The 26,740-nt window shown below is 69.7% G+C and carries 23 protein-coding genes; 7 read left to right on the top strand and 16 right to left on the bottom strand.

Going from position 1 to position 26,740, the window contains the following annotated elements:
* Positions 1-12: 12 nt before the first annotated feature.
* The 4 genes from CBR61_RS06375 to CBR61_RS06360 all read right to left on the bottom strand — a co-directional run bounded on the left by CBR61_RS06375 (position 13) and on the right by CBR61_RS06360 (position 8,935).
* The gene (locus tag CBR61_RS06375; protein WP_233996892.1) at positions 13-4,242 is read right to left on the bottom strand and encodes a translocation/assembly module TamB domain-containing protein; all 4,230 of its coding nucleotides are present in this window, start codon (positions 4,240-4,242) and stop codon (positions 13-15) included.
* A 20-nt stretch (positions 4,243-4,262) separates the two neighbouring features.
* Positions 4,263-6,641, bottom strand: a complete 2,379-nt coding sequence (locus CBR61_RS06370; protein ID WP_233996890.1) for an autotransporter assembly complex protein TamA — start codon at positions 6,639-6,641, stop codon at positions 4,263-4,265.
* Entirely contained in the window at positions 6,610-7,452 is an 843-nt protein-coding gene (locus tag CBR61_RS06365) for an arginyltransferase (protein ID WP_088913606.1), read from the bottom strand. The genes CBR61_RS06370 and CBR61_RS06365 overlap by 32 nt, the downstream gene beginning before the upstream one ends.
* 220 nt (positions 7,453-7,672) lie before the next feature.
* The gene (locus CBR61_RS06360; protein WP_088913605.1) at positions 7,673-8,935 is read right to left on the bottom strand and encodes a threonine ammonia-lyase; all 1,263 of its coding nucleotides are present in this window, start codon (positions 8,933-8,935) and stop codon (positions 7,673-7,675) included.
* Between the two features lie 153 nt (positions 8,936-9,088).
* Between CBR61_RS06360 and CBR61_RS06355 the strand changes: the two genes are divergently transcribed.
* Positions 9,089-10,741, top strand: coding sequence for an amidohydrolase (locus tag CBR61_RS06355; RefSeq protein WP_088913604.1), 1,653 nt, complete (start codon positions 9,089-9,091; stop codon positions 10,739-10,741).
* Between the two features lie 12 nt (positions 10,742-10,753).
* On the opposite strand, the gene tatC is transcribed toward CBR61_RS06355, so the two are convergent.
* The 9 genes from tatC to CBR61_RS06310 form a co-directional block, all read right to left on the bottom strand.
* Positions 10,754-11,569 (bottom strand): twin-arginine translocase subunit TatC, encoded by an 816-nt coding sequence (tatC, locus tag CBR61_RS06350; protein WP_088913603.1) that lies wholly within the window; start codon positions 11,567-11,569, stop codon positions 10,754-10,756.
* Positions 11,562-11,960 carry a Sec-independent protein translocase protein TatB gene (tatB, locus tag CBR61_RS06345; RefSeq protein WP_088913602.1) on the bottom strand — a complete coding sequence of 133 codons (399 nt, stop codon included), beginning with the start codon at positions 11,958-11,960 and terminating at the stop codon, positions 11,562-11,564. Before tatB ends, tatC begins: the two co-directional genes overlap by 8 nt.
* 39 nt (positions 11,961-11,999) lie before the next feature.
* Positions 12,000-12,239 carry a twin-arginine translocase TatA/TatE family subunit gene (locus tag CBR61_RS06340; protein WP_088913601.1) on the bottom strand — a complete coding sequence of 80 codons (240 nt, stop codon included), beginning with the start codon at positions 12,237-12,239 and terminating at the stop codon, positions 12,000-12,002.
* Positions 12,240-12,348: 109 nt separating this feature from the next.
* A complete protein-coding gene (gene scpB / locus CBR61_RS06335; protein WP_088913600.1) occupies positions 12,349-12,972 on the bottom strand; it encodes an SMC-Scp complex subunit ScpB in 624 nt (207 codons plus the stop codon).
* Positions 12,969-13,757, bottom strand: a complete 789-nt coding sequence (locus tag CBR61_RS06330) for a segregation and condensation protein A (protein ID WP_088913599.1) — start codon at positions 13,755-13,757, stop codon at positions 12,969-12,971. The genes scpB and CBR61_RS06330 overlap by 4 nt, the downstream gene beginning before the upstream one ends.
* Positions 13,754-14,776 (bottom strand): beta-N-acetylhexosaminidase, encoded by a 1,023-nt coding sequence (nagZ, locus tag CBR61_RS06325; RefSeq protein WP_088913598.1) that lies wholly within the window; start codon positions 14,774-14,776, stop codon positions 13,754-13,756. The genes CBR61_RS06330 and nagZ overlap by 4 nt, the downstream gene beginning before the upstream one ends.
* Before the next feature lie 133 nt (positions 14,777-14,909).
* Entirely contained in the window at positions 14,910-15,620 is a 711-nt protein-coding gene (locus CBR61_RS06320; protein ID WP_088913597.1) for an SPOR domain-containing protein, read from the bottom strand.
* Positions 15,621-15,646: 26 nt separating this feature from the next.
* Positions 15,647-17,389 (bottom strand): arginine--tRNA ligase, encoded by a 1,743-nt coding sequence (argS, locus tag CBR61_RS06315; protein ID WP_088913596.1) that lies wholly within the window; start codon positions 17,387-17,389, stop codon positions 15,647-15,649.
* Between the two features lie 221 nt (positions 17,390-17,610).
* Positions 17,611-18,261, bottom strand: a complete 651-nt coding sequence (locus tag CBR61_RS06310; RefSeq protein ID WP_088913595.1) for a hypothetical protein — start codon at positions 18,259-18,261, stop codon at positions 17,611-17,613.
* Between the two features lie 72 nt (positions 18,262-18,333).
* On the opposite strand from CBR61_RS06310, the gene ispH reads away from it, so the two are divergent.
* The 3 genes from ispH to rnhA are packed head-to-tail and all read left to right on the top strand — an operon-like array spanning position 18,334 to position 20,800.
* Positions 18,334-19,311 (top strand): 4-hydroxy-3-methylbut-2-enyl diphosphate reductase, encoded by a 978-nt coding sequence (gene ispH, locus CBR61_RS06305; RefSeq protein ID WP_088913594.1) that lies wholly within the window; start codon positions 18,334-18,336, stop codon positions 19,309-19,311.
* Between the two features lie 21 nt (positions 19,312-19,332).
* Positions 19,333-20,316 (top strand): homoserine kinase, encoded by a 984-nt coding sequence (locus CBR61_RS06300; RefSeq protein WP_088913593.1) that lies wholly within the window; start codon positions 19,333-19,335, stop codon positions 20,314-20,316.
* A gap of 25 nt (positions 20,317-20,341) precedes the next feature.
* Positions 20,342-20,800 carry a ribonuclease HI gene (gene rnhA, locus CBR61_RS06295; RefSeq protein ID WP_088913592.1) on the top strand — a complete coding sequence of 153 codons (459 nt, stop codon included), beginning with the start codon at positions 20,342-20,344 and terminating at the stop codon, positions 20,798-20,800.
* A 148-nt stretch (positions 20,801-20,948) separates the two neighbouring features.
* Here the strand turns inward: rnhA and CBR61_RS06290 are convergent, their stop codons facing one another.
* From CBR61_RS06290 to CBR61_RS06280, 3 genes are read right to left on the bottom strand one after another with little or no spacing between them, the layout of a single operon-like run.
* Positions 20,949-21,125: a YegP family protein gene (locus CBR61_RS06290; protein WP_088913591.1), complete on the bottom strand. Its 177-nt coding sequence runs from the start codon at positions 21,123-21,125 to the stop codon at positions 20,949-20,951.
* Between the two features lie 60 nt (positions 21,126-21,185).
* Positions 21,186-22,301 (bottom strand): NAD(P)/FAD-dependent oxidoreductase, encoded by a 1,116-nt coding sequence (locus CBR61_RS06285; protein WP_088913590.1) that lies wholly within the window; start codon positions 22,299-22,301, stop codon positions 21,186-21,188.
* On the bottom strand, positions 22,298-23,251 hold the full coding sequence (locus CBR61_RS06280; protein WP_088913589.1) for an alpha/beta fold hydrolase: 954 nt from the start codon (positions 23,249-23,251) through the stop codon (positions 22,298-22,300). The genes CBR61_RS06285 and CBR61_RS06280 overlap by 4 nt, the downstream gene beginning before the upstream one ends.
* A gap of 134 nt (positions 23,252-23,385) precedes the next feature.
* Here CBR61_RS06280 and CBR61_RS06275 point away from each other — a divergent pair, with 134 nt between their 5' ends.
* From CBR61_RS06275 to CBR61_RS06265, 3 genes are all read left to right on the top strand, one after another.
* A complete protein-coding gene (locus CBR61_RS06275; RefSeq protein WP_088913588.1) occupies positions 23,386-23,889 on the top strand; it encodes an A24 family peptidase in 504 nt (167 codons plus the stop codon).
* Positions 23,890-23,978: 89 nt separating this feature from the next.
* Positions 23,979-25,097: a Flp pilus assembly protein CpaB gene (gene cpaB / locus CBR61_RS06270; protein ID WP_088913587.1), complete on the top strand. Its 1,119-nt coding sequence runs from the start codon at positions 23,979-23,981 to the stop codon at positions 25,095-25,097.
* Between the two features lie 44 nt (positions 25,098-25,141).
* The gene (locus tag CBR61_RS06265) at positions 25,142-26,731 is read left to right on the top strand and encodes a type II and III secretion system protein family protein (protein WP_088913586.1); all 1,590 of its coding nucleotides are present in this window, start codon (positions 25,142-25,144) and stop codon (positions 26,729-26,731) included.
* Positions 26,732-26,740 lie beyond the last annotated feature (9 nt).

Here is a 26,740-nt window from a genome sequence, read left to right as displayed (position 1 = left end):
GGACGGCCCGCTTCAATAGTCGCGGCTAACCTGCACCAGCACCGAATCGCGCCCGATGGTCGACACCGTCCCGAGCAGCGCCAGCCAGCTGGTGATCCGGTATTCCACCTGCGTCGCGCTGTAGCCACGCCCGTCGGTGATCAGCTCGACATATATCTCGCGGGTGATGTTCTTGCCGATGGCGATGCCCGTCCCGCGCCCGATCAGCGGGTCGGCGCTGACGATACGCAGCTGGTCGAGCCCGATCGAGCGCCGCAGTTGGCCGATCGGATCGAGCCCCCCGCCCCCGCCCTGCAACGCTGCCACCGCCGCGGCGAGCTGCACAGCGTCGGTCGCCGACAGCGAGGTCACCGATCCGCCGAACAGCAGCCGCGAAAGGATCTCCTCCTCGGGCAGCGCGGGGTCGCTGGAGAAGGCGATCGACGGCGACTGCGCGTTGCCGGTGATCGCGATGTCGACATTGGTGCCATTCTTGGAGGTCTCGGCGAGCACGTCGAGACGCGGATTGATCGCTTCGTTCAGATCGAACTGGATGCGCCCGCGGGTCAGCTCGAAGCGGGTGCCTGCGAAGGTGTAGTCCCCGCGCACCAGCCGCGCCGAGCCGCCGATGCGCGGATCGTCGACCGTGCCGCGCAGCGCCACATCGATCCCCCATTCGCTCTCCAGCCCGAGCCCCTCGACCTCGACCCGCCCGGGGGCCGTGGCATTGACCAGATAGCGCCACGCCGCATCGCGGGACGATACCTGCGTGCGGGCACGCCCGTTCTCGCCATTAATCTCGCGCGTGGCGATGCGCGGCAGGGCGACATCCTCGGCGGCATTGCCCAGCGCCCAGCGCGCGCGGTCGACCGTCACCCGCCCCGCGATCGTGCCGCCGAGGCCGTTGGAGACGATCCGCAGGGGGCCCGTGATGGTCGCCGCAAGACCGTTGGCATCGAGCAGCCGCGCGTTCTTGACCGCGGCGCGCAGATCGAGCGTCGGCCCACGGTTTGCGCTCATGCGCGCTAGGTCGACGGTTCCGCTGCCGCTCACCGTGCCCCCGCCCGCAGTCGATCCTGCAAAGCGCACCAATTCGAGCCGCGATCCGGCAAAGCGCCCGCGCGCGCTCACACCCGTGACCCGGGTGCCGGTGAGCGCGCTCTGCACCGTAAGGTCGTCGGTCGCGAGGGTGCCGGCGATGCGCGGCTGAGCCAGCGTGCCGGTCGCGCGGGCGACGATCCGCACCGGCCCGGCGAAGTCGAAGGCCTCTACCGCGGCGAGGCGCCACAGCGTCTCGGCGGCCCCGTCGAAGGCGAGCCGCCCGTCGAGCCGCCCGCGCATCAGCCGGTCGGTCAGCGTGCCCTCCGTACCGAGCTCGGCGATCCGCAACGACAGGTCACCACGCCGGTCGGTGCCTTCGAACAGGCGCGCGGCGGCGGTCAGGCGGTCAGCCCCGAGATCGACCACGCCGAGCACGTTGATCGGCTTGGACGAGAGCACGAGGCCGGCGCGGCTGAAACGATCGATCCGCCCGCGCGCCCGCGCGGTGGGCGCCTCCCGCCCTACCTGCCGGTAATCGATGATCCCCGTCAGCCGCCCGCCGAGGCCGAGATCGGCACCGGCGAGATCGAGCAGGCGCAGCGGCATGCGCGACAGCTTGAGTTCGACCGCCGTCTCGCCCCCGCCGAATTCGCCCTCGGCGATGACGAAGCCGCCGCCGAAGCCGACCTGCGTGGGTGCGAGCCGCCAGCCGCCGCCGTCCTCGTCGGCGGTCAGCACGGCACGGCGCGGCATGGTGATCGGCGCGTTGCCGTATTGCCCGCGCGCCACCACCGCGACCTGTTCAGGGGCGACATTGGCATCGAAGTTGAGCGCGAAGCGGTCGGCGCGGCGACCCGATACGGTGCCGGTCACCTTGCCGCGTCCGTTGGTGACGGCGGCCTTGGCGGAAAGGTTGGCGAGGCGCAGGCCGCCATATTCAAAGCCGCTCGCGGTGATGTCGGCATCGACGCTGGTGCTGCCCTCGGCATAGCGGCCGGTGGCGGCGATGTCGGCGCGGGCGATGCTGATCGGGGTCGTGCCGCCGAAGCTCGCGTCGCGCGCGGCAAGATCCACCGCGAAGCCGATGGCATCGCCGGGCTGCGGGCGGAACGAAGCCGTGCCGTTGACGCCGCCGCCCGCGAACCTGAGGTCGCCCGAAGGCCCTGCGTCCGCCAGCACGACGCTGCCGCTGATCGTGGTGCGATAGACCTCGAGACGGTCGATCTCGATGCGGGTCGGGGCGTTCGCAGGCATGACGATCCCGAGCGCGCCCTCGAAGGGTCCGAGCAGCGATCCGCCCGCGACATCGACGCCGAAGCCTTCCCCGCGCGGGGCAAGCGCGATGCGCACGTCCTTGAGCCCTGCGGCGGGCAGCGGGTCGGCGAGCACCAGCACCGCGCGCGGACCGTCGGCGGCGATCTCCGCGTCGAAGCGGAAGGGGCCGTATTGCGCCTGCCGCCCGCTGCCGGCGAGCACGGTGCGGGTGACGCCGCCTGCAGTGATCACCCGGCTGTCGAGCCGGGCGGTGAGGCGCGGGGCGGTGATGGTGGTGTTACGGAAGGTGATCGGCTGGCCTGCGCCCATGCCAAGCTGACCCCTGAAGCGCACCTGTTCGCCTGCCAGATTGACGATCGTGGCATTGCCGATCCGGCTGAGGACACCGTCGAGATTGGCGCTGAGGCTCCACGGCGCGGCGGAGCCGAAGCTGGCGAGGATCTTCGCATTGGCGCTCACCTCGCCGGCGCCCTCGACCTTGAGGCGGCTGGCCCTGATCGGTCCCGCAACAGCATAGGCTCCGGAGCGGGTGTCGCCGCGCAACGCGAGCGTCGCCTCGAGACCCGGGAAGGTGATCCGCGCCCGGTCGGCGGCGAGCTTGCCAGCGCTGAAATCATAGGTGAGCAGCCCGCTCGCGCGGCCGTTCACGAGGCGCGGGTCGGCCTGGGCGATGCCGGTCGTCACCCGCTCGGCGGTGAGCGCCAGCGGCAGGCTGAGGACTGATCGCTCGAACCGCGCAGTGCCCGCCTGGGCAAGGCCGGTGGCGGCCACTACCCCGGGCGCTTCAAGACGGCGGACCGCGATCTCGTGCTTGATGCCGAGATCGTCGAAGGGGCCGGTGAGGTCGGCGACCATCGTTCCGCCCTCGATCCTGAGTGCCTCGCCGAACAGGTCGGGATCGCGCATCGCGAGCCGCACCCGTGCGCCGTCGACCGCATTGTCGGCGAGATCCACCACCCCGCCCGCCCGCAGGTCGAGCGCGGAGGAGACCACGGCGGCGCGCCCCTCGACGACGCTGTCCTCGAGCGTGAAGGAGGCGGCGAGCGCGGTCGCCTCGCCCAGTGCCCGTCCGGTGAGGGTGTCGTCCGCAAGCCCGGCGCGCAGGCGGCCGAGCACGCCATAGCGCCCGGCATCGTTGGTGATGCGGAAGGCCGCGACCGGGCGCTCCCCGCTCGCGGCCCCGGCTCCGATCCGCCGCGCAACCGCGGCGCCGCGCCACTTCGCCCAGGTGCCATCCCCGGCGATGCGCGCGGTGTAGCCCTGTTCGAAACCCGCCAGCCCCGCCAGCACGCCGCCCGCGGGCGCGCGATAGTCGCCGGCCAGCTCGAAACGGTCGCCATCGGGTTCGGCATCGAGCAGGAGGGCGATGCGGTCCTCTGCCCCGAGCCGCGCCTTGGCATCGACCAGCGCGCGGCCCTCGCGGATATCGATCCGCGCGGTGAGGTTGGCGCGCTCGTCGCGCGGCGTGGCGACACCCCTGGCGATGACGAGGTTCTCGACCACCAGCTTGTCGACGCGGATATCGAAATCGGGAAGCAGCGGGGCGTCGGGATCGCCGGGAAGGAGTTCGGGCAGGCGGGTCAGCCGCCCGCGCCGGGCGGTTACCTCGCGGATGTCGAGCCCGCTCCACAGCCAGTGCAGGGGACGCCAGTCGAGCCGCACCTCGGGGATGGTGAGGAAGGCCCCCTTGGGATCGCTCACGGTGACACGGCGCAGCACCGCGGTGCGGTAGATGTCACCCTCGATCCGCCCGACCGTGAAGCGCAGGCCCGAGGCGGGGGCGGCCGCCGCGATCTGGTCGGCGATGAAACGCTTGCCGATGGGCGTCGCGAGGAAGGCAGCGACGAGCAGGAAGGGTGCGAGCAGCAGCGCCAGCGCCCAGCCGATGCGCTTGCCCCAGCGCCGGCGGAGCGCGCTACCCTGTGGCGGCTGTGGCGCGGTTTCCACGATCTCGCCCCCTTCCGCCATCAGAACGCCTGCCCGAGGCTGACATAGACCACCACCGGACTGTCGAACTCGTTCGGGTTGAGCGGCGTCGCAACGTCAATGCGGATCGGGCCGAAGGTGGTCTTGTAGCGCAGCCCGATGCCTGCGCCGAAGCGGATCTCGTTGAGATCGGGCGAAGACCCGCGGCTGACCGAACCCGCATCGATGAAGGGAACGATCTGAACGTTGCCGCCGAACAGCGGCGTGGCAATGCGCGCCTCGAGAGCGAACTCGATCAGTGAGGCGCCGCCCTCGGGGTTGCCGAAACGGTCCCGCGGTCCGATCCCCTGGAAGCCGTAGCCGCGCACCGATCCGCCCCCGCCGCCATAAAGCCGCCGCGACGGAGCAATGTCGATCGCTGCCGCGCCCTGGATGGTCGCCGCGCGCACGCGTCCTGCAAGGACCAGATCGCCGAAGGACTGGTAATAGCTCGCGTCGCCCTGGGCGCGCAGGTAGTAGCTTTCCGTCCCTTGCGAGCGCGAAACCTCGGGCGCGAGGAACAGCGTGGCGCGGTAGCCCTCGGTCGGATCGAGCAGATCGTCGCTCTCGTCGAGCGTGACGCTGCCGAACAGTCCGCCGATCAGGAATGTCTGACGCGGAAGAAAGATGTTGGTCTGATTGCGGCGGCGATCGATGTTGCGCTCGTCGGTGTAGAGCAGTTCGCCCCCCACCTGCCAGCTGAACTCCTTCTGGAACAGGATGTTCGACACCTTCTCGAAGGTTGCGCGCATCCCGAAACCGCGCGAATCCACCGCCAGGGTATTGATGTCGCTGGCGAAGAGATCGACCGTCAGCACCTGATCGCGATCGAGGAAGTTGTTGCGCCTCACCCCGATGCTCGCCAGCGCCTCGCGTGTGCCGAGGATGCCGCGCAGCCGCAGCGCCCCTTCGGGCGGGAAGAGGTTGCGGTGCTCCCACCGGCCCTCGACCTTCAGCCCGTCCTCGGTCCCGTAACCGATCGCGCCGGCGATGGTGCGTAGCGGCGCGCGTTCCATTTCCACATCGAGCGCAACCTCGCCGGGCTGCCCGTCCTGCGGCGCGCGGGTCTCGCGCGGGGTGACGGTGACGCTGGAGACGAGGCCGGTGGCGATGATCGCGCGCCTGAGATCGGTCTCGAGGCTTTGCTGGAACACGTCGCCCGGATCGAACCGCGCGATGCGCCCGAGATGGCGGCCCGAAAGGAAGCGGGGGTCGTTGCTGACCACCTCGCCGAAGACGTATTTGCCCTTGGGTGCGACGTCGAGCGTCAGGTCGCCTTCCTCGCGCGCATGGTCGATCAGCAGTTCGGGCTCGGCGACCTCGGCAAAGGGATAGCCGCTTTCGCCCAGCGCGACGCGCAGTTCCAGCTCGCGCTCGACGATGCGGTCGGCGTAGAGCGGATCGCCCGACTGGATGCCGAAGGCCGCAATCAGGCGGCTGGCGTCGGGCTCCGGCAGGGCGGGCAGCCCGCCGAGATCGATCCGCCCGAAGCGGTAGCGCGGCCCCGGCAGGATGTCGAAGCGCACGCTCGGCTCGCGCGCGGCGGCCTCGGCGGCCTCGTCCGCCTCCGCGCCATTCGACCCTGCGCGCCGCCCTCCCGAAAGCTGGCGCACGACGTCGCCGGCGTAATAACCGTAGGTGCGCAGGATGTCGCCGAGCAGTTCCTCGTCGGCGCGTGCCCGGGCCGAGACCTGGGGGGCATTCTCCTCCCCGTCGTCGAGGGCGCGCAAGGTCGAAAGGTCCTCGAACCGCCCGACGAATTCGGCGCGTTCGGGGAAGGCCTCGGGCGCGGATGGCAGCGCCAGCACCAGCGTGCTGCTGATCCGGGTTTCGGAGAGTTCGGGCAGCGCGGCGATGGTCGGCGCGGCGATCGCGGCCAGTTCTTCGAGCGCGGGATCGGGCGGGAGCGGCTGCGGGTCCTCGATGGCGAGGTCCGCGAGCAGCGCTTCGGCGGTGACGGGTGCATCAGGACCGGCGGGCGCATCGAGATCGGCGAATTCGGCATCGAAGCCGGGCAGCGTGACCTCGGCCAGAGGATCGACCGGCACGACCACCGGTGCCTGATCGGCGACGCCGCCCGCGGCCCAGCTTTCGGGATTGGTAACGGCGGCCTCGGGGATCAGGTCGTCGAGCGACTGCGGCACGGGCTCCGGCGTCGGCGGGGCCGTTGGGGGTGCAGGCGCGGGCTGAACCGCATCCGCTGCATCCCCGTCGCGATCAGCCTCGTCCTGTTCCTGCACCGGTGCCGGCTGCAACACAGCGGCCACGGCTGGAGCACCGTTCAGCGCCAGCGTGGTCTGACCCAATCCTGCGGCGATGGCGAGACCGAGCTTGAGACGGCGCTGAGTCTCAGGTGGCCGGAAACTTGACAGGCTGGCCATCCTTGCCCCGCACGCCCGAGCCTTCGTCCTGCGGCTGCCGGGGGGCGGTCGCCGCCGCGATCAGCCGGTGCTGGTCGCGCGGGTCCATCAGCTGCCAGCCCTCGCGCGTCAGCCGCTCCAGCGGACGATAACGGACCTTGTACTGCATGCGCGGACTGCCTTCGACCCAGTATCCCAGATAGACGTAAGGCAATGCCTCGGCTGCGGCGCGGCGGATATGATCGAGGATAATAAAGTTGCCCAGCCCCGCGCGGGTCGGGTGATCCGGCTCGTAAAAGGAGTAGATCATCGACAAGCCGTCACCCTGCCGGTCGGTCAGGCAGGCGCCGATCAGGCGGCCTGGCTTGCCGTTCGGACCGGGCTCGCGGTACTCGGTGACGACAGTATTGACCGGCGTGTGCTCGATCATGTCGGCGTAGTCCATCTCGTCCATCGCCGACATTCCGCCATCGGGGTGACGCTGGCCGAGATAGCGCGCGAGCAGGGCGAACTGTTCGTCGGTCGCCCAGGGGCGGCATTCGGTGACGATCAGGTCGGCGTTGCGCTTGAGATCGCGCTTCTGCGTGGCCGAGGGGCGGAACTTGCCCGCCACCACCCGCACCGAGACGCAGGCTTGGCAATCGAGGCAGGACGGGCGGTAAGCCACCGTCTGGCTGCGGCGAAAGCCGATGCGCCCGAGCGCCTCGTTGAGCTGGTCCGCGTGCGGGCCCTTTAATTCGGTGAACACCTTACGCTCGCTGCGGCCCGGCAGATAGGGGCACGGCGCGGGGCTGGTCACGAAGAACCGGGGGAAGCGGATCGGTGCCGTCACGGGTGGGGCTGCGTCCTTTGTGCGCCGGAAAGATCGGATGAATCGCGGATCGAATTCGTTAAGGAAATCTTATGCCCGCACCCTCGCCCCGGTAAAAGTCCCTTAACCACGAATTTTCGCGAATTTCGCGCAGAACGTCGGGCGCCCGGCCGCAAAACGCAGCCGGAGCGGTGCAATTCGGGACAGGGCCCGACCTGCGATCAGTGATTTCCCGAGGGCGTCAGCCGAGTTCGACCAGCTGCACCGTGTAGCCGTTGGCGCGCAGGCCCTCGACCAGCCGGTCGACCTGCTCGGCATCGCGCGCCTCGCATTCGATGTCGGTGATAAGGCCTTTGGCCGGCAGCGTGGTGAAGATGCGCTGGTGATAGATCTCGATGATGTTGACGTTGTGCTCGTCGAACAGCCGCATCACCCGGAACAGCGCGCCGGGGCGGTCCTGCAGGGTGATCCTGAGGCGCGCGAGGCGGCCCTGGCGGGCAAGATCGCGCAGCAGGACGTTTGCCAGCAGGCGCGTGTCGATGTTCCCGCCGCACAGGGCGAGGCCGATGGACTTGCCGGCAAAGCGCGCCGGATTGCGCAGCACCGCCGCCAGCCCTGCCGCGCCCGCGCCCTCGACCACGGTCTTCTCGATCTGGAGCAGCAGCGCGACCGCCTTTTCCAGCGCCGGTTCGTCGACCAGCAGGATGTCGTCCACCCGCTCGGCGATCACCTTCGAAGTGAAGTCGCCCGGCTGCTTGACGGCAATGCCCTCGGCCAGCGTGTCGCCGCCGCAGGGCAGGTTCGCGCCCTTGATGCGATCGAACATGGACGGGAACAGGCCCGCCTGCACGCCCACCACCTCGATCTTGGGGTTCAGCGCCTTGGCGACGGTCGCCATGCCCGAGATCAGCCCGCCGCCGCCGATCGGCGTGACGATGCAATCCAGATCGGGCTTCACGGCCAGCATCTCGAGCGCCACCGTGCCCGCGCCGGCCGCAACGTGGGGATCGTCGAACGGATGGACGAAGGTCAGCCCCAGCTCGCCTTCGAGCTTCCTTGCATGGGCATAGGCCTCGTCGAAGGTCTCGCCCTCCAGCACCACCTTGCCGCCGACGCTCTCGGTCTGCATCACCTTCACCGTCGGCGTGGTGCGCGGCATGACGATAGTGACGGGCACGCCCAGCCGGGTGCCGTGATAGGAAAGGCCCTGCGAATGGTTCCCCGCCGAGGCTGCGATCACGCCGCGCGCGCGCTGTTCCTCGGTGAGCAGCAGCAGCGCGTTCAGGGCGCCGCGCTCCTTGTAGGCGGCGGTGAACTGGAGGTTCTCGAACTTCAGCCAGATATCCGCCCCGGTGATCTCCGAGAGGGTGATCGAGTGCATCATCGGCGTTTCCACGACCGCGCCCGCGATGCGGGCTGCGGCGGCGCGGACGTCGTCGAGGGTCAGGTCGGCCGGAGTGGCGGCGGCGCCCTTGGGGTTCGATGCGGCAAGCTGTGTCGACATGGTGCCGAGGCGATTAGAGGCTTGGAGCCGCAAGGGCAATCGGCGACACGCCCGGGGCGCAAAAGGAATTCCTGTGCGGGTGAAAGTTGGCAAGCGGGCACGAAGGCGATAGCACACGCCGCCTGCCCTTCCGGCCGATACCCAAGGAATGCCATGCTGCTGACGCTTGCCCGCTCGCTTGCCGCCGTCTCCGCCCTCGCCCTCGCCGCGCCCGCGCTGTCGGACACGCTGATCGACAATGTCGACGGGGTGACGATCGACGCCGAGGGCAAGGTCAGGCGCTTCAACGGGCTGGTGTTCGACGACGAGGGCAAGGTCACCGCCGTCCTCGGACGCGGCGACAAGCGCCCGCAGGTCGATTACCGCCTCGATGGCGAGGGCCGCGTGATGCTGCCCGGCATGATCGACGCGCACGTCCACGTCATGGACATGGGCTTTGCCGCGCTGACGCTGGACCTGTCCGGCACCACCTCGCTCGAGGATGCGCTGGCGAAGATCAAGACCTTCGCCGAGGAGAACCCCGGTCGCCCCTGGATCATCGGGCGCGGCTGGAACCAGGAGAAGTGGGGGCTCGGCCGCTTCCCCACCGCCGCCGAGCTCGATGCGGTGGTCTCCGACCGCCCGGTGTGGCTCGAGCGCGCCGACAACCACGCGCAGTGGGGAAACACGCTGGCGATCCAGACCGCCGGAATCACTGCCAAGACCCCCGATCCGGCCGGCGGCAAGATTATCCGCGACGCGAAGGGCAACCCCGCGGGCGTGTTCGTCGACAACGCGATCCAACTGGTCGCCAAGGTCGTCCCGGCGCCGCGCCCGGAAGACCGCGACCTCGCGCTCGCCAAGGCGCAGGACGTGCTGCTGGCCAAGGGCGTGACCGCCGTCGCCGACATGGGCACCAAGCCCGCCGACTGGACCGCTTTCCGTCGCGCAGGGGACCAGGGGCGCTTGCAGGTACGCATCATGTCCTATGCCGACTCCGTCGAGACGCTGGAACTGATGGCGGGGCCCGAACCGACCGGCTGGCTCTATGACGACCGTCTGCGGATGGGCGGGATCAAGCTGTTTCTCGATGGCGCACTGGGGTCGCGCGGGGCGAGCCTCAAGGCGCCCTATGCCGACGATCACGGCACCCGCGGGCTGCCGTTGCTCTCGCCCTCGCAGCTCCGGAACCTGATGAGCCGCGCGGCGATGGACAACTTCCAGACCGCCGTCCACGCCATCGGCGATGCCGCCAATGCCGAGGTGCTCGCCGCGATCGAGGAGCTTTCGGAAAGCTACAAGGGCGACCGGCGTTGGCGGATCGAGCATGCGCAGATCGTCGATCCGGTGGACATCGCGCGGCTCGGGCAGCACGGGGTGATCGCCTCGATGCAGCCGCTCCACCAGACCTCCGACCGGCTGATGGCCGAGGCGCGGCTGGGGCCGGACCGGCTGGCCGGGGCCTATCCGTGGCGCAGCGTGATCAAGGTCGGCGGGAGGCTCGCCTTCGGGTCGGACGCGCCGGTGGAGCCCGCCGACCCCTGGGCCGGCATGGCCGCCGCGATCAGCCGCACCGACGCAAAGGGCGAGCCCTTCGGCGGCTGGTTCCCGCAGGAGGCCGTGAGCCGCGAACAGGCGCTCGCGGGTTTCACCGCCGATGCCGCCTATGCGGGCTTTGCCGAGGGACGCTTCGGGCGGCTGCTACCGGGCGAGCGCGCGGACTTCATCCTCGTCGATCGCGACCCGCTGTTCGCCTCGCCCGAGGCGCTGCGCGAAACGAAGATCCTCCAGGTGTGGATCGGCGGGGTGAAGGTGCGGGGCGAATAACCGCCCCGCCGGCTACTCCGCCGCGGCAGCCTCCGCCGCTTCCGCCGCCTCCGCCTCGCGCGCGGCCTTGTCGGCGGCGACCGCCTTCTCCTGGAGGCGCATCAGCACCAGCGAGGCTTCGAACAGCAGCCACAGCGGGATCGCCAGCACCAGCTGCGAGCCCGGATCGGGCGGGGTCACCACCGCGGCGATCACGAAGATGCCCACGATCACGTAGCGCCGCGCCGCCACCATCTGCCCGCGTGTGACGATCCCCGCCCGGTGGAGCAGCAGCAGCAGCACCGGCAGCAGGAAGGTGAGCCCGAAGGCGAGGATGAACTGCATCACGAGGTTGAGATAGTCCCCCGCGCTCGGCAGCGCCTCGACCCGCATTCCGCCGGTGATGCCGCCGAAATTGAGGAAGAAGGTGAAGGCCACCGGCATGACCACGAAATAGGCCAGCGCCGCCCCCGCGCCGAACAGCACGGGCGTGGCGAAGAGGAACGGCAGGAAAGCCTTCTTCTCGCGGGCATAGAGCCCCGGCGCGACGAAGGCCCAGAGCTGGTTGGCGATCACCGGGAAGCTCACCATGAAGCCCGCGAACAGCGCAACCTTGAGCTCGACGAAGAACACTTCCGGCAGCTTGGTGAAGATCAGCTGGCCCTGCCCGTCGGGAAAGGCATCCTTGAGTGGCTGGACCAGAATGCCGAGAATCTCGTCGGCGAAATAGAGGCACACCGCAAAGCCCACCCCCAGCGCCAGCAGGGCGCGGATGATGCGGGTGCGCAGCTCAATCAGGTGGTCGAGCAGCGGCGCGCGGGTCTCGTCGAGGTCCTTGATCTCAAACATCGGCAGCGCCCTTGGCCGGGGCCTGTGCCGGAGCGGGAGCCGGATCGGTCACGGCTTCCGGCGCGACAACGGGTTCGGGCTGCGCCGGCGGCGGCGCGGGTTCGGCAGGCGGCGGTCCCGTCATCACCGGCGCACCGGCCTCGGCTTCGGTCAGGGCGGCGGAGCGGCGCATGATCTCCTCGTTCTGCGCCTTCCACTTCTTTTCCATTTCCTCGAGTTCGGCCTCGCGCACCATCGCGTCGATCCCGGAGCGGAAATGGGCCGAGACACGCCGCACCTTGCCGATCCAGCGGCCCGCGGTGCGCATCGCCAAGGGCAGGTCCTTGGGCCCGATCACCACCACCGCGACGATCAGGATGACCAGCAGCTCTCCGGCGCCGATGTCGAACATGGATGGTGCGTCCCGGTCGCCGCGATCAGGGGCGGGCGATCACGCGCCGGTGCTGTCGGTCTTCTCGGCCGGGGCCGGAGCGGCGGTTTCGACAGGCGCGGCGGGCGGTTCGATCCGGGCGGCCTTGGCGGCGGTTTCCTCGGTCTCGTTGAGCCCCTTCTTGAAGCTCGAGATGCCCTTGCCGAAATCGCCCATCATCTCGGAAATGCGGCCGCGTCCGAACAGGATCAGCACGATCGCGAGAACGATCAGCCAGTGCCACAGCGAACCAATACCCATTGTCTCAACTCCTGAACCGCGGCGGGGCGTGGGGGGGTGCCGCAAAGCCGGGGCGCACGCCCGGCGGTCAATGGATGCCCATTTAGGTCAGCCTTGCGCGAATTGCGAGTCAGTCCGCCAGATTCTCGTCGTCGCCGGCGGCGCTTTCGTCCGCCTCGTCGGGCTCGAAGCGCATCGCGGCTTCCATCGCCTCGTCGACCGGATCGAGCAGGCCCGCGGCGCGCAGCTCGTCGATCCCGGGCAGGTCGCGGCGGCTGGCGAGGCCGAAATGGTCGAGAAATTCGGGCGTTGTCGCGTAGATCACCGGTCGCCCCGGTACCTCGCGGCGGCCTGCGGGCCGGATCCAGCCCGCCTCCATCAGCACGTCCAAAGTACCCGCGCTGGTCTGCACGCCGCGGATCGATTCGATCTCCGCGCGGCTGACAGGCTCGTGATAGGCGATGATCGCCAGCACCTCGGTGGCCGCGCGACTCAGCCGGCGCACCTGCTCCTTCTCGCGGCGCAGCAGGTGGGCAAGATCGGGCGCGGTTTCGAAGTGCCAGCGCCCGCCCCGCTCGACGAGATGGATGCCGCGCGCGCGGTAGCGGGTCTCCAGCAGCGCCAGCGCCTCGCGCACCTCGCCGGTCGCAAGACCGCCGAGATGCGCCGCGAGCGCCTCGATGGTGAGGGGCGCCTCGGCGGCGAACAGGGTCGCCTCGACCGCGCGTTCGAGGGTGCCGGGTTCCTCGCTCATGAAGCCGCGGCATCCTTGAGGCGGCGGATGCGCAAGGGGGCGAAGGCGCCCTCCTGATCAAGCTCCGCCCGCCCGCGTTTGGCAAGTTCCAGCGCGGCCACGAAGCTCGAGGCGAGCGCCGAGCGCCGCAGTTCCGGCGAGGCGTGGGGCGGGAGGAAATCCCTGATCTCCATCCATTCGAGCGTCACGCCGAGCATCGCCGAGACCCGCTCGAGCGCTGAATCGAGCGTCATCACCGGGCGATTGGCGACGTGGTAGATGCGCGGTGCGGTGCGCGCCTTGACCTGCCCATAGGCCTGGATCAGCGTGAAGAGGTCCGACCGCCACACGGTCTTGCGGTCTGTGCGCAGCCCTTCGGGCGCGCCCCGCAGGAACACGTCGCGCCCGATCCGGTCGCGCCCCATCAGCCGCGCCGCCGCCTCGCGCATCGCGCCGAGGCGTTGCAGGCGCAGTTGCAAGCGCAGCGCCAATTCCTCGGGCGAAGGGTCCTCCTGCTCCGCCTTGGGGAGCAGCATCGCCGACTTGAGGTAGGCGAGCCAGGCCGCCATCACGAGGTAATCGGCGGCCAGTTCCAACTTCAGCGCGCCCGCGCGCTCGATGTAGTTGAGGTACTGGTCGACCAGGGCGAGGATCGAAATCTGCCGAAGATCGACCTTCTGCCGCCGCGCGAGGTCGAGCAGCAGGTCGAGCGGGCCTTCCCACGCGCCGAGCTCGAGATAGAGCGCGTTCTCGTCGGCCTTGGCGGCCTCGGGCGGGAACATGAAGGGCGCGTCGGGGGCGTTCATGCCGGGGTTCCGGCGAGCGCCAGCAGGGCGTCGCGCTTGGCGAGGAACTCGGCAGCCTCGGGGGCGAGGGCGGGCGCGATGCGGGTGCCGGCGAGCGCCCGGTCGAGCCGCGCGGCGGTGGCGTCGGACATGGGAGAGAGAACGTCGCAGATGCCCGCCATGTCGTCCATCTTCGCCCAGCAATTCAACACGATGTCGCACCCCGCCGCCTGCGCGCGGGCGGCGCGTTCGGGGATCGCGCCGCCGAGCGCCTCCATGTCGATGTCGTCGGTCAGCAGCAGGCCGTCGAAGCCGATCGACCCGCGGATGATGTCGCGGATCACGGTCTGCGACAGGGTGGCGGGATTTTCCGGGTCCCATGCGGTGAAGACGAGGTGCCCGGTCATGCCGACAAGTGCCTGATTGAGCGTGCGAAACGGGGCGAGGTCGGCTTCCAGCTCTGCCGCCGGCGCGGTGACCGTGGGGAGCGCCTTGTGGGTGTCGACATCGGTGCGGCCGTGGCCGGGCATGTGCTTGATGCAGCCCGTCACCCCGCCTGCGGCAAGGCCTTCGAGAACGGCGCGGCCCAGGGCTGCGACCTGCATCGGATCGGCCCCGAAGGCGCGGTCGCCGATCACGTCGTGGGCGCCCGGCACGCGCAGGTCGAGCGGGGGGTGGTAGTCGACCGTGATCCCCATATACGACAGCTCCAGCGCCATCGCGGTGGCATTGGCGCGGGCCGCCTCGATCGCGCTCGCGGGGGCGATTTGGTAAAGCGCATCAAAGGCTTGGCCCGACGGATACCCGGCCCACAGCGGGGGTCGCAGACGCGCAACACGGCCGCCTTCCTGGTCGATCGAGACCAGCAACCGGTCGCGCCCGTGGATGCTCCGGAGGTCGTCGGTCAGAGCGCGCAGCTGCTCCGGGTCGACGCAGTTGCGCCCGAACAGGATGTAGCCCGCCGGGTCGCATTCGCGGAAGAAGGCGCGTTCGTCCGCGGTCAGGACGGGGCCGGAAATGCCGAAAATCGCCGGAATCATAAGACCGTCAGGTTCGCACCGTGGCGGTGCGCCTGCAAGGGCCGGAGGGCCTCAAGAGCGGGGAAAAGCCCCCGCAACGACCCCGCAACCACATTGCGACGACCACGCAACGACTGCGGGACGCCCTCGCGGACTACTTGATCTGGCAATCGACCCCGTCGGCCTTGAGTTCAGCGCACAGGCGCTCGGCCTCGGCGCGGTTCGCGGCGACCGCCTGGAGGCGGTAGACCGTGCCGATATCGACCTTGCCCTCGACCACGCGGTACTTGACCCCGGCGAGCGCATCGGTGCGGCGGCCGATGTCGGTCCAGCCCTGCTCGGCGCGGGCGCGGGTGCCGTAGGCGGCGAGCTGGACGCCGACCCCGCCGGTCGCCGGGGCCTGTCCGGGCGCGGGAGAGGCCACCGGGACAGGCTTGGTCCCGGAAGGCGCAGGCGCGGGCGCGGCGCTCGGCGCGGTCACGGGCGCATCGGCGACCACCGCAGGCCGCGATCCGCCCTCGCCCACCACCGGCGCGACATTGCCCGTGCCCGCGAAGGTCTTGCCGCCCGGATCCTCGGGCCTTTCCTTGATCGGACCTTCGGGCGCAGGGATCACGCTGCCGTCGGCCACCGCCTCGCCGCCCGCGGCGCGGTTGGAGACCCACCATACCCCGCCGACCACAGCACCGAGCAGCGCCAGCAGGCCGAGCGCGAACATCACGATCTGGCCGGTGTCGATCCCGCCGGCGGTCTCGTCCTCCTCGTCCGCCTCGAGCCAGGGCAGGCTATCGGTGTCGGCGAGATCGAGCTCGCCCCCAAGCCCATCGGCGCCGTCGTCCAGTTCCTCGTATTCGGCATCGATCATGACGGAATCCCGCGCCCCCGGCTGTGCTACATGCTCTCGACCGCCTCGACGCCAAGCACGCCGAGACCACCGCGGATCACTTGCCCGATCGCGGCAGCAAGGAAAAGCCTCGCCGCGGTGAGAGCGGGGTCCTGTTCCACGATGAACCGCTTTTCCGGCCTGTCGTTACCGAGATTCCAGTAGGCGTGGAGATCGGCGGCGAGATCGTAGAGGTAGAAGGCGATCCGGTGCGGCTCGCGCGCCCGTGCGGCAAGTTCGATCTCGCGCGGGAACTGCGCGGCGCGGGCGACCAGCGCCAGCTCCTCGACGCCGAGCCTGTCCAGCGCGGCATCCGAGGGCGTGATCCCCATGTCCGCCGCCTTCCGCAGCGTCGAGCGGATCCGGGCATGGGCATATTGCACATAGAAGACCGGATTGTCCTTCGAGGCCTCGACAACCTTGTCGAAGTCGAAATCCATCTGCGCGTCGGGCTTGCGGGTCAGCATGGTGAAGCGCACCACGTCCTTGCCGACCATCTCGACGACATCGGCAAGCGTGACGAAATTGCCCGCCCGCTTCGACATCTTGAACGGCTGGCCGCCCTTCATCAGCTGCACCATCTGGACGAGCTTGACCTCGAAGGGCTTGGGCGCCGCGCCGTCCGCGCTGGTCAGCGCGGCGACCGCGGCCTTGATCCGCTTCACCGTCCCGGCATGGTCCGCGCCCCAGATGTCCACGAGGGCATCGGCGGTCTGCGCCTTCTGGAAGTGGTAGGCGAGATCCGCGCCAAAGTAAGTCCACGCGCCGGAGGACTTCTTGATCGGCCGGTCCTGATCGTCGCCGAACTTCGTCGAGCGGAACAGCGGCAGCGAGACCGGTTCCCAATCCTCGGGCGGGGCCTTGCCCTTGGGCGCTTCGAGCACGCCGTCATAGACGAGATCGTGCTCCCGCAGCCATGCCTCGGCGGCATCGACCTTGCCCGAGGCCTGAAGCTCGGCCTCGGAGGAGAACAGGTCGTGATTGATGCCGAGCGTGGCGAGATCGGCGCGGATCATGTCCATCATCGCCGCGACCGCGCGGGTGCGGAACAGGATCAGCCAGTCGCTTTCCGGCGCGGCGGCGTAGGCATCGCCGAACTCGGCGGCGAGAGCCTGCCCGACCGGCACGAGGTATTCGCCCGGATATAGGCCCTCGGGGATGGCGATGGTCTCGCCCAGCGCCTCGCGGTACCGCATGTGCACCGACCGCGCGAGCACGTCGACCTGCGCGCCGGCATCATTGACGTAATATTCGCGGATCACCCTGTGGCCCGCGAATTCGAGCAGCGAGGACAGCGCATCGCCCACCACCGCGCCGCGGCAATGGCCCATGTGCATCGGACCGGTGGGGTTGGCCGAGACATATTCCACGTTGACCGTGGTGCCGCCGCCCATCTGCGAGCGGCCGTAATCGCCGCCCAGCTGCGCGATGGCGCGCAGCTCCGCGAGCCACGCTTCTGGCGCGAGGCGCAGGTTGATGAAGCCCGGCCCAGCGATCTCGGCGCTGGTGATGCCCGGCTGCGCGGCCAGCTTGGCGGTGATCGCCTCGGCCAGCGCGCGCGGGTTCATGCCCGCGCCCTTGGCGAGCACCATCGCCGCGTTGGTGGCAAGATCGCCATGCGAGGCATCGCGCGGCGGCTCGAGCGTGACGTTGGCGAAGGAGGTGCCCGCAGGCAGGGTGCCCTCTGCCACGAGGTCGGTCAGCACGGTTTCGATCAGGGCCGCATGGGCGGCGTAAAGGGTCTTGGTCATGGTTGTCTCGTGCGTGAGGCGCGGTGTGTCGCGCGTGCAAAGAAGGAAGCCGGGCCCCGGGTCAAGCCCGGGGAAGCGATAAGGGGACGCTTACACCACCGGGCACATGGCACCTGATCGACGCCAAGGGCGTCGCGAGGCCACGCGGCCGAGCCGCAGGTGCCCGGAGCAAAGCGGAGGAACAGCACCGAGGACGGGGGTGCGGAGGCGCCCCCGCAAACTTACCTCGTCACATTATACTTCAGCTGGTCCTCGGTCAGCTGGAAGCCGACCAGCATCTCGAAGCGGGTGCGGGCGATCGCCGCCTTCACCTCGGGGTCGGCGAGCGGGTCGAGCGCCGCCTCGGCATCGCCCGCGCGTCGTCGCTTGGTGATCTTCTCGCGGATGTCGTCGGGCAGTGCGGCGTCGACGCGGTTGACGTAGCCGCCCGCCGTGGCGGTCGCGCTGGCGCGCTCCTGCCCGTCGGCGAAGGTCAGGGTGACGGTGCCGATCCGCTTGGAGACGACCGCGCTCCCGCCGCGCAACACGGTGACGAAATAGGGCAGCTGCACGCTGCGCGCACCGCGCGTGTCGGTGCGGCGGGCGTTCACGGTGAAGGTCGCCTCGGAATAGATGCGGTCGGCGGTGTCGTTGCAGGTGGCGCGCAGATTGGTCATCGCCGCGCTCACATCGAGATTGCCGATGGTGGTGTCGCCGGGGCTGCGGAAGGTGGTGACATCGCCGGTGTAGTCGGGGATGCCGACCGCCGGGCACAGGCTCAGCACGCTGGCGACGCCCACGCCCTGGTCGATCACCAGCTCGCCCTTTTGCGAGCAGGCGGACAGCACGGCCACCAGACCCAGTGCCGCAAAGGCGCGCGCGCGAAGCATCATCTCAAGCCGTCCTCGAATTTCCGATCCGGTGCGCCCTAGCGAGAGCCGCCGGAAAACGCTAGGGGGGGTGACATGAACGCGCCCTTTCAAGCATCCGACGCGCCGGCAGCCGATCTGCCGCCCCTCAACCTCCTGATCGCCGCCCCGCGCGGCTTCTGCGCCGGGGTGGACCGGGCGATCGAGATCGTCGAGAAGGCGCTCGAACGCTACGGTTCGCCGGTCTATGTGCGCCACGAGATCGTCCACAACAAATACGTGGTCGAGGGGCTGAAGGCCAAGGGCGCGATCTTCGTCAAGGAGCTGGACGAGGTGCCCGACGATGCGCCGGTGGTGTTCAGCGCCCACGGCGTGCCCAAGGCGGTGCCGGCCGAGGCCAAGCGCCGCAAGCTGCTCTATGTCGATGCCACCTGCCCGCTGGTGAGCAAGATCCACCGCCAGGCCGAACGCCAGATCGAGAAGGGCCGGCACATCATCTTCATCGGCCACGAGGGTCACCCCGAGGTGATCGGCACGATGGGCCAGGTCGAGCCGGGCCAGATGACCCTCGTCGAGACGATCGAGGATGTCGACAAGCTGCCCTTCGATTCCGACGAGGAGCTCGCCTATCTCACCCAGACCACCCTGTCGGTCGACGACACGCGCGAGGTGATCGAGGCGCTGGAGTGGCGTTATCCCAACATCTCCGGGCCCAAGGCCGAGGACATCTGCTACGCCACCTCGAACCGGCAGGCGGCGGTCAAGGAACTGGCCCACGACTGCGATCTGGTGCTGGTGATCGGGGCGCCCAATTCCTCGAACTCGCTGCGGCTGGTCGAGGTGTCGGAGCGGCTCGGCACCCCCGCCAAGCTGATCCAGCGCGCGTCCGAAATCGACTTCGCCTGGCTCGAGGGAGTGCAGAGTCTTGGCCTCACCGCCGGGGCCTCGGCGCCCGAGATTCTCGTGCGCGAGGTGGTCGCCGCGCTCGCCGAGCGGCGGACGATCCACGAGAAGGAAATCACCGCCACGGTCGAGAAGATGGTCTTCAAGCTGCCCCGCCAGCTGACCGAATAGCGTTACGGGCGGGGGGTTGCGGTGGCGGTCTACACCCATCTGGGCGCGGAGGATCTCGCCCGGCTGATCGGCGAATACGACGTGGGCGAGCTGGTCTCGGCCAAGGGGATCGCCGAGGGCGTCTCCAATTCCAACTGGCTGGTGGAAACGACCGGCTCCGGAGAACCCCAGGGGTTCGGGGGCACGCGCTTCATCCTGACGCTTTACGAACGGCGGATCGACTATGCCGATCTGCCCTATTTCCTCGCGCTGCTCGATCATCTCGCCGGCAAGGGCTGTCCGGTGCCGCGCACCATGCACGACCGCGACGGCAAGTCGTGGCGGATGGTCGAGGGCAAGGCGGCGGCGCTGATCGAGTTCCTGCCCGGCGTCTCGCCGACGCGCCCGACCCCGCAGCAGGCCCGCAGCATCGGGGCGGTGCTGGCGAACCTGCATCTGGCCGCCGAGGACTTCCCGATGGCGCGCGCCAATGCGATGGACTTCGCCGCGAGCGCCGCGATCCTCGGCAAGTGCGGCGCGGAGCGGCTGGCGACGATCGACGCAGGCCTACCCGCGATGCTCGCCCATGCCGAGACCGCCGCTGCGCTCGATCTGTCGGCGCTGCCGGTGTCGCAGACCCACACCGACCTCTTCCCCGACAACGTGCTGATGCTGGGCGACCGGGTGACGGGGCTCATAGATTTCTACTTCGCCTGCACCGGGCCGATGGCGCTCGATCTTGCCGTGACCCACGCCGCATGGTGCTTCGATGCGGACAATGCCTACCGCGCCGATTGCGGCGCGGCGCTGATCGAAGGCTACCAATCGGTTCGGCGCCTTACGCCCGCCGAGCGCGCGCTGTTCCCCGCCATCGCCAAGGGCGCGTGCCTGCGCTTCGTCGCCTCCCGCGCCGAGGACTGGCTCGACACCCCCGACGATGCGCTCGTCACCCGCAAGGACCCGATGCAATTCGCCCGCCGCTGGCAGTTTTACCACGACCACGGCGCGGCCCTGCTTGCAGGCTGAGCCTGCGCCCGCCAAAGCGGCCGGGATGAAAGAGGTCGACATCTTCACCGACGGCGCCTGCAAGGGCAATCCCGGCCCGGGCGGCTGGGCGGCGATCCTGCGCAGCGGCGGCCATGAGAAGGAGCTCGTCGGCGGCGAGCCCGCGACGACCAACAACCGCATGGAGATGACCGCCGTGCTGCGCGGCCTCACCGCGCTCAAGGAGCCCTGCGCCGTCACGGTCCACACCGACAGCCGCTATGTCATCGACGGGATGACGCAGTGGATCTTCGGCTGGCAGAAGCGCGGCTGGGTCAATGCGGCGAAGAAGCCGGTCGCCAACGAGGACCTGTGGCGCGAGCTGATCGCCGCCGCGCGCCCGCACAAGATCGCGTGGGAATGGGTGAAGGGCCACTCGGGCCACCCCGAAAACGAACGCGCCGACGCGCTGGCGAGCGAGGAGGCGCAGCGGCAGGCCGATCCGAAGTCGGCCTTCGGGCATTGATCTTGTGAGCCACCTTCGGTGGCGCAGACGTCCAAGCCCTTTGGCCGCCCCACCTCCCCGCCCGGCCACCACAGGATAGTGGCACTATTGGTGGCCGGGCGGGGAGGTGGGGCGGGGGATCTGCGTCGCGCGTCAGCGCGACACGAAATCAGGAATTGTCTTCGACCTCGGCGTCGGGGCCGTTCTTCTTGATCGAATCGATGGCGTTCTGCGCGCTCGCCTTGCTGGCGTAGCCTTCGGTCGAGAACATCGTCTCGGAGTTGTACTTGAACCGCACCCGGTATTCACCGGCCTTGTCCTTGTAGATCTCGAACTTGTGCGCCATGTCGGCCCCCTCTCTTGTGGTTAACACAGGTGAGGAAATGGCAGATTGCCAGCGCCTTGCCTAGACCCCCTGCACGGCGTGGGCGGACAGGAACCGCACCGGCGCATAGGTCTCCGCCGCGATCCCGGCAGTCATCGCGTCGCGCCCCTGCCCGGTGAGCAGCTGCATCCCCAGCCGTGCCGCAGCAGGCGCGGTCTGGATGCCGAAGCCGCCCTGCCCCGCGAACCAGAAGAACCCCGGCACTTGCGGATCGAAGCCGTAGACCGGCAAGCGGTCGGGCGCGAAGCTCCTGAGGCCCGCCCAGCTGTGCTCGACCGCCTCGATCCGCCAGTCGGTGACGGACTGGAAGCGATCGATGGCGATGGCGACATCGAGTTCCTCGGGCGCGGCATCGCAGGGGTCGGACGGAATCTCGTCGTGCGGGGAGAGCCACAGGCGCCCGGCGTCGGGCTTGAAGTAGAAGCTCCCCCCCACGTCGATCACCAGCGGCAGGTTGGCCGGCGCGGCGGGCGCGACGCGCAGCACGGCGACGGTGCGGCGGAAGGGGGCGATGCCGACGGGCGCCGCGCGTGCGAGGCGGGCAACATCGTCCGCCCAGGCTCCGGCGGCATTGACGATGGTGGCGGCGCGCCAGGCCTCGCCGCGTTCGCCGGCAATCGTCCACGCCCCGCCCTCGCGCGCCAGCCCTGTCACCCGCGCGCGGGCGATCACCTCGACCCCGCCGCGGCGGGCGCGGGCGAGGTAGTGCTGGTGGAGCGCCGCCACGTCGATATCGGCGCAGGCCGGCTGGTGCAGCGCCTCGCTCCATTCGGGGCGGATGTGCGGCACGATCCGCGCAAGGGCCGCAGGCCCGAGCGCCTCCAGCCGCACCCCGGTGCCCTCGTAGCTCTCGCGGAAGGCCGCCATCGCGGCGCGGTCCTCCCCGCGCCCGACATAGAGCGCGCCGCGCGGGGTGAGGAAGCCGTGTTCGGCCAGATAGCTGCCCGAGGCGCGGGTCAGCGGCACCACGCCGGGGCCGCCGTAGCATTCCTCCCAGAACGCCGCCGAGCGGCCCGTGGCGTGATAGCCCGGCGCATGCTCCGCCTCCAGCAGCAGCACCCGCGCGTGGGGCGCGAGTTCGGCAGCAATGCTGGCGCCCGCCATCCCGGCGCCGATCACGGCAATATCGTGGATCATGCGTGCACGGTCTCGCGCGGGACGACGCGGTCGAGGAAAGCGGCGATATGGGCCATGATCGGCCCGCGCACGGCATCGACCTCGCGCAGCACCTCGTGATGCGCCTCGGCCCCGAGCGCGAGGAGCTCGCCCTTGGGCAGGCGCGCGGCGGCGCGGACATTGGCCGGGTGGCTCACCAGCTTGTCGGCGGCGGTCGAGACGATCAGCACCGGCACCTCGACCCGCTCGAGGGCGCCGGGCGCCTCGAGCCGCATCCACGAGGCATAGGCGCGCTCGACCCAGCGCCAGCTGGCCGGGCCCATGACGAGTTCGGGGCGATGGTCGCGCCACCACTGCTCGTCGGCGTAGCGTTCGGGATCGTGGGTGAGGAGGTTGGCCCGGGCCGAGGGCAGCTCGCCCGGCTTCTCGCTCCACTTCCACGCCTGGCGCAGCGGATCGCCGATGCGGCACATGCCCTGCGCCACGCGGGCGAGCACAGGAAGCGGCAGCGGCGGGCCGGCGACGCCGGTCATCGGCGCGCTCAGCACCACGGCATCGGGATGCACCCGCCCGTCGACCAGCGCGCGCAGCACCAGATGCCCGCCCATCGAATGCGCGGCGAGCACGTGGGGGCCCGGCGTTTCGGCGACCCAGCTGTCCCAGAGGTGGGCGAGATCGTCGATCCAGATGCCGAAATCCTCGATGTGGCCGGTGACGGCGTCCCGCCCGAGGCGCCCCGACCCGGCCTGCCCGCGCCAGTCGGCGGCGGTCACGCGCCAGCCATCGCGGTGCCATTCCTCGAGCGTCTCGAGATATTTCTCGTAGAAATCACCGCGTCCGGGGAGGAACAGGAGCGAGCCGCGCGGGGGTTCGGCAGCGCCGGGCCAGTCGATCCGGCGCAGGCTGTGCCCGTCGGCGGCGGTCCAGCGGCTTTCAGCGGCGTGAGGCGGAATCGCGCGGCGATCGATCATGCGCGCAAGGCCCTGCTCGCGGGCTCCGGGGCGGAGATCGTGGTTACCATTTGGTAAGTCATAACCTGTAGCAGTGTCCCAAAGAAGGACGGTCCGCGCCGGGAGGCGGGGCCCTGCCCGGGGGCACGAAGTCGATGAGTTCCATTTCCTACGGTCTGCTGATCGCCTTGGCAATCGCGCTGGTCTTTGCCGCGGTGACCGACATCCGCCACCGCCACATCGACAACTGGCTGAACGCCGGGATCGCGCTCGCCGCGCCCGCCTTCTGGTGGGCGAGCGGGATGAAGCTGTGGCCCGACGTGGGCTGGCAGCTGCTGCTGTGCGGGATCGTCTCGGGCGTGCTGATCGGGATCGCCTACATCGGCTACCGCCTCAAGGTGCTGATCCTGGGCGGAGGCGACGTGAAGCTGCTGGCGGCGCTGTCGCTGTGGTTCACGCCGGTGAGCTACGTGCAGATGCTGGCGGTGATGTCGGTGTTCGGGGGCTTTCTCGCGATCGGCTTCATCGTCCGGCGCCTGGTGTTCAAGCCCAAGACGCCCGGCCGCCTGCCCTATGGCGTGGCGATCGCGATCGGCGGGCTATGGGTGCTCGCGCTCAACCATCACGATGCGGTGATGCGCGCATTTCCCGGCGCATAACCCGATTTTAACCAGTCAAGCCTTACGCACTGAAACCATACCTGCCCGCTAACCAACCCAAGGGCGATTACGAGGGGGCTATTTGAGCCATGGATAGGAAGAAACTGGTTCTGCTGCTCGGTGCGCTGATCATCGCGATCGGAACGGCGATTGCCGCGCGCAGCATGTTCGCCGGAGGCGCCGCCCCCGATGCAGACGCCGCCGCCGTGCCCACCGGCCCGCGGGTGCTGGTCGCCAAGCGGGCGCTGACCGCAGGCACCATCATCACCGCCGATGCGCTGGGCTTCCAGCCCTGGCCCAAGGAGCTGGTGCAGGACGCCTACTTCATCGACGGCGAGGCCGACATGAACAAGCTGCTCGGCACTGTCGTGCGCTACCCGATCACCGCCGGCGAGCCGGTCACCCAGGGCTCGCTCGTCGCGCCGGGCGACCGCGGCTTCCTCGCCGCCGCGCTCGGGCCGGGGATGCGCGCCGTGACGGTGCCGGTCTCGGCCATGACCGGGGTCGCGGGCTTCGTGTTCCCGGGTGACCGGGTCGACCTGGTGCTGACCCAGGAAATCGACGGCGCCGACGACAGCTCGTCGCTCAAGACCGCTGAAACGGTGCTGCGCAACCTGCGCGTGCTCGCCACCGACCAGACCGTCGAGAAGACCACCGACGAGAACGGCAAGACCGTGGTGACCGAATTCCGCACCGTGACGCTCGAGGTGACGCCCAAGATCGCCGAGAAGGTCGCGGTCGCCCAGACCATCGGCACGATCAGCCTGGTGCTGCGCTCTCTCGCCGACAGCCCCGCCGATCTCGAGCGGGCCGTGGCCGCAGGCGATGTCCAGATCCCGGCCAATGCCACGCCCGAGCAGGAAGACAAGATGCTCAAGGCCGCGATGGGCCGCCCGATCGACAAGGGCACGACCTTCGTGACCGGCGGCGACGTGTCGCGCTTCCAGCGCACCACCGTGCCGCCCAAGACGAGCACTCAGCCGCAGCCGCAATACATCGCTCCCGCCCCGTCGGCGCGCGGCGGCACCGGGCGCGGCGACGCCCCGGCCCCGACCGGCCCGAGCGTGCGCGTCACCCGCGGCAAGGACACCACCGAAACGCCCGTGAGCGCCAAGGCCAATGCGGGTGCGATCCTCACCAGCCCGTCGGGCGGCCTGCGCCGCACCGGCCAGGTCCTGCCGTCCGCCGGCGCGACCGTGATCAAGTGAGGGGAGCGACAACCATGCCGATCCATCCCGAGGGGGGACAACCCATGAAGCCCAAGTTCAAGACCAAGCTGCTGGTGGCCGCGCTCGCCGCGGTGCCGATGGCGGCGATGCCGGCGGCGACCGCCACCGCGCAGGCCGTCGTCAGCCCCTCGCAGGAGATCGTCCTGTCGATCGGCAAGGGCGAGCTGGTGACGGTGCCCGGCACCATGGCCGATGTCTTCGTCGCCAATGACGACATCGCCGACGTGCAGGTCAAGTCGCAGCGCCAGCTCTACGTGTTCGGCAAGGCCGGCGGCGAGACCACGGTCTATGCCAGCAACGAACGCGGCGACGTGATCTTCTCGGCCAACATCCGGGTCGGCTCGAACATCGGCAGCATCGACCAGATGCTCGCGCTCGCCATGCCCGATGCCAAGGTCGGCGTGGCGACGATGGGGGCCAACACCGTCCTGCTGACCGGCACCGTGGGCGCGCCCGAGGATGCCGCCGAGGCCGAGCGCCTCGTCCAGGCCTTCCTCGGCGAGGGCGCCAATGTCATCAGCCGCCTCAAGACCGCGACCCCGCTGCAGGTCAACCTCCAGGTCAAGTTCGCCGAGGTCAATCGCAGCCTGCTGCGCGAGATCGGCGGCAACCTTGCCACCATCGACGGTTCGAGCGGCTTCCGCTTCGGCGTCGGCACCGGCCGTTCGCTGGGCGGCACCGAGCAGTGGTTTGCCAACGGCCCGCTCGGCACCGGCAATGCGGTCGCCCAGTCGGCCTTCGTCCTGCCGGACGGCACCGAGATCCCCGGCCCGGCCGTGGATTCGCGCGGCGGCACCTCGCTGTCGGGCCTCGGCAAGCTGTTCGGGGTCGACGTGCTCGGCGCGCTCGACCTGTCGGAGCGCCTCGGCCTCGTGACCACCATCACCGAGCCCAACCTCACCGCGCTTTCGGGCGAGACCGCGACCTTCCTTGCGGGCGGCGAGTTCCCGATCCCGATCGCGCAGGGCCTCGGCCAGGTGACGGTGCAGTTCCGCCAGTTCGGCGTGAGCCTCGCCTATACCCCGACCGTGCTCTCGAACGGCCGCATCTCGATGCGCGTCCGCCCGGAAGTCTCCGAGCTCTCCACCCAGGGCGCGATCACGCTGAACGGCTTCCAGGTTCCCGCGATCACCACGCGGCGCACCGAAACCACGGTCGAGCTCGGCTCGGGCCAGAGCTTCATGATCGCCGGCCTGATGAGCGCCAACTCGCAGCAGCTGCTCGAAAAGGCCCCGGGTCTCGGCGACGTGCCGATCCTCGGCAACCTGTTCCGCAGCCGCCAGTTCCGCCGCGGCGAGACCGAGCTGGTGATCGTCGTCACCCCCTATCTGGTGAAGCCGGTCGACGCCAAGGACATCAAGCTGCCGACCGACGGCTATCGTTCGGCCAACGAGTTCGAGCAGCTGCTCGGCTTCCAGAACAACGCCGGCAAGTCGGGCGAACAGCGCCCCGGCCCGGTGTCGAGCCAGCCCGAGGCTCCGCAGCCGAAGGTGAGCGCGGCCGATCCCGAAGCGATCGTGCCCTCGAGCCCGGAAAAGCCGCGCCGCGCCGACAAGAAGAACCGCCGCCAGGAACGCGCGGCAAGTGCCGCCACCCCGGGCTTCAGCCTCTAATCCGAGAAA

Source organism: Porphyrobacter sp. CACIAM 03H1, from assembly GCF_002215495.1.
Taxonomy (GTDB): domain Bacteria; phylum Pseudomonadota; class Alphaproteobacteria; order Sphingomonadales; family Sphingomonadaceae; genus Erythrobacter.
This window is presented reverse-complemented; position numbering and strand designations above follow the sequence as displayed.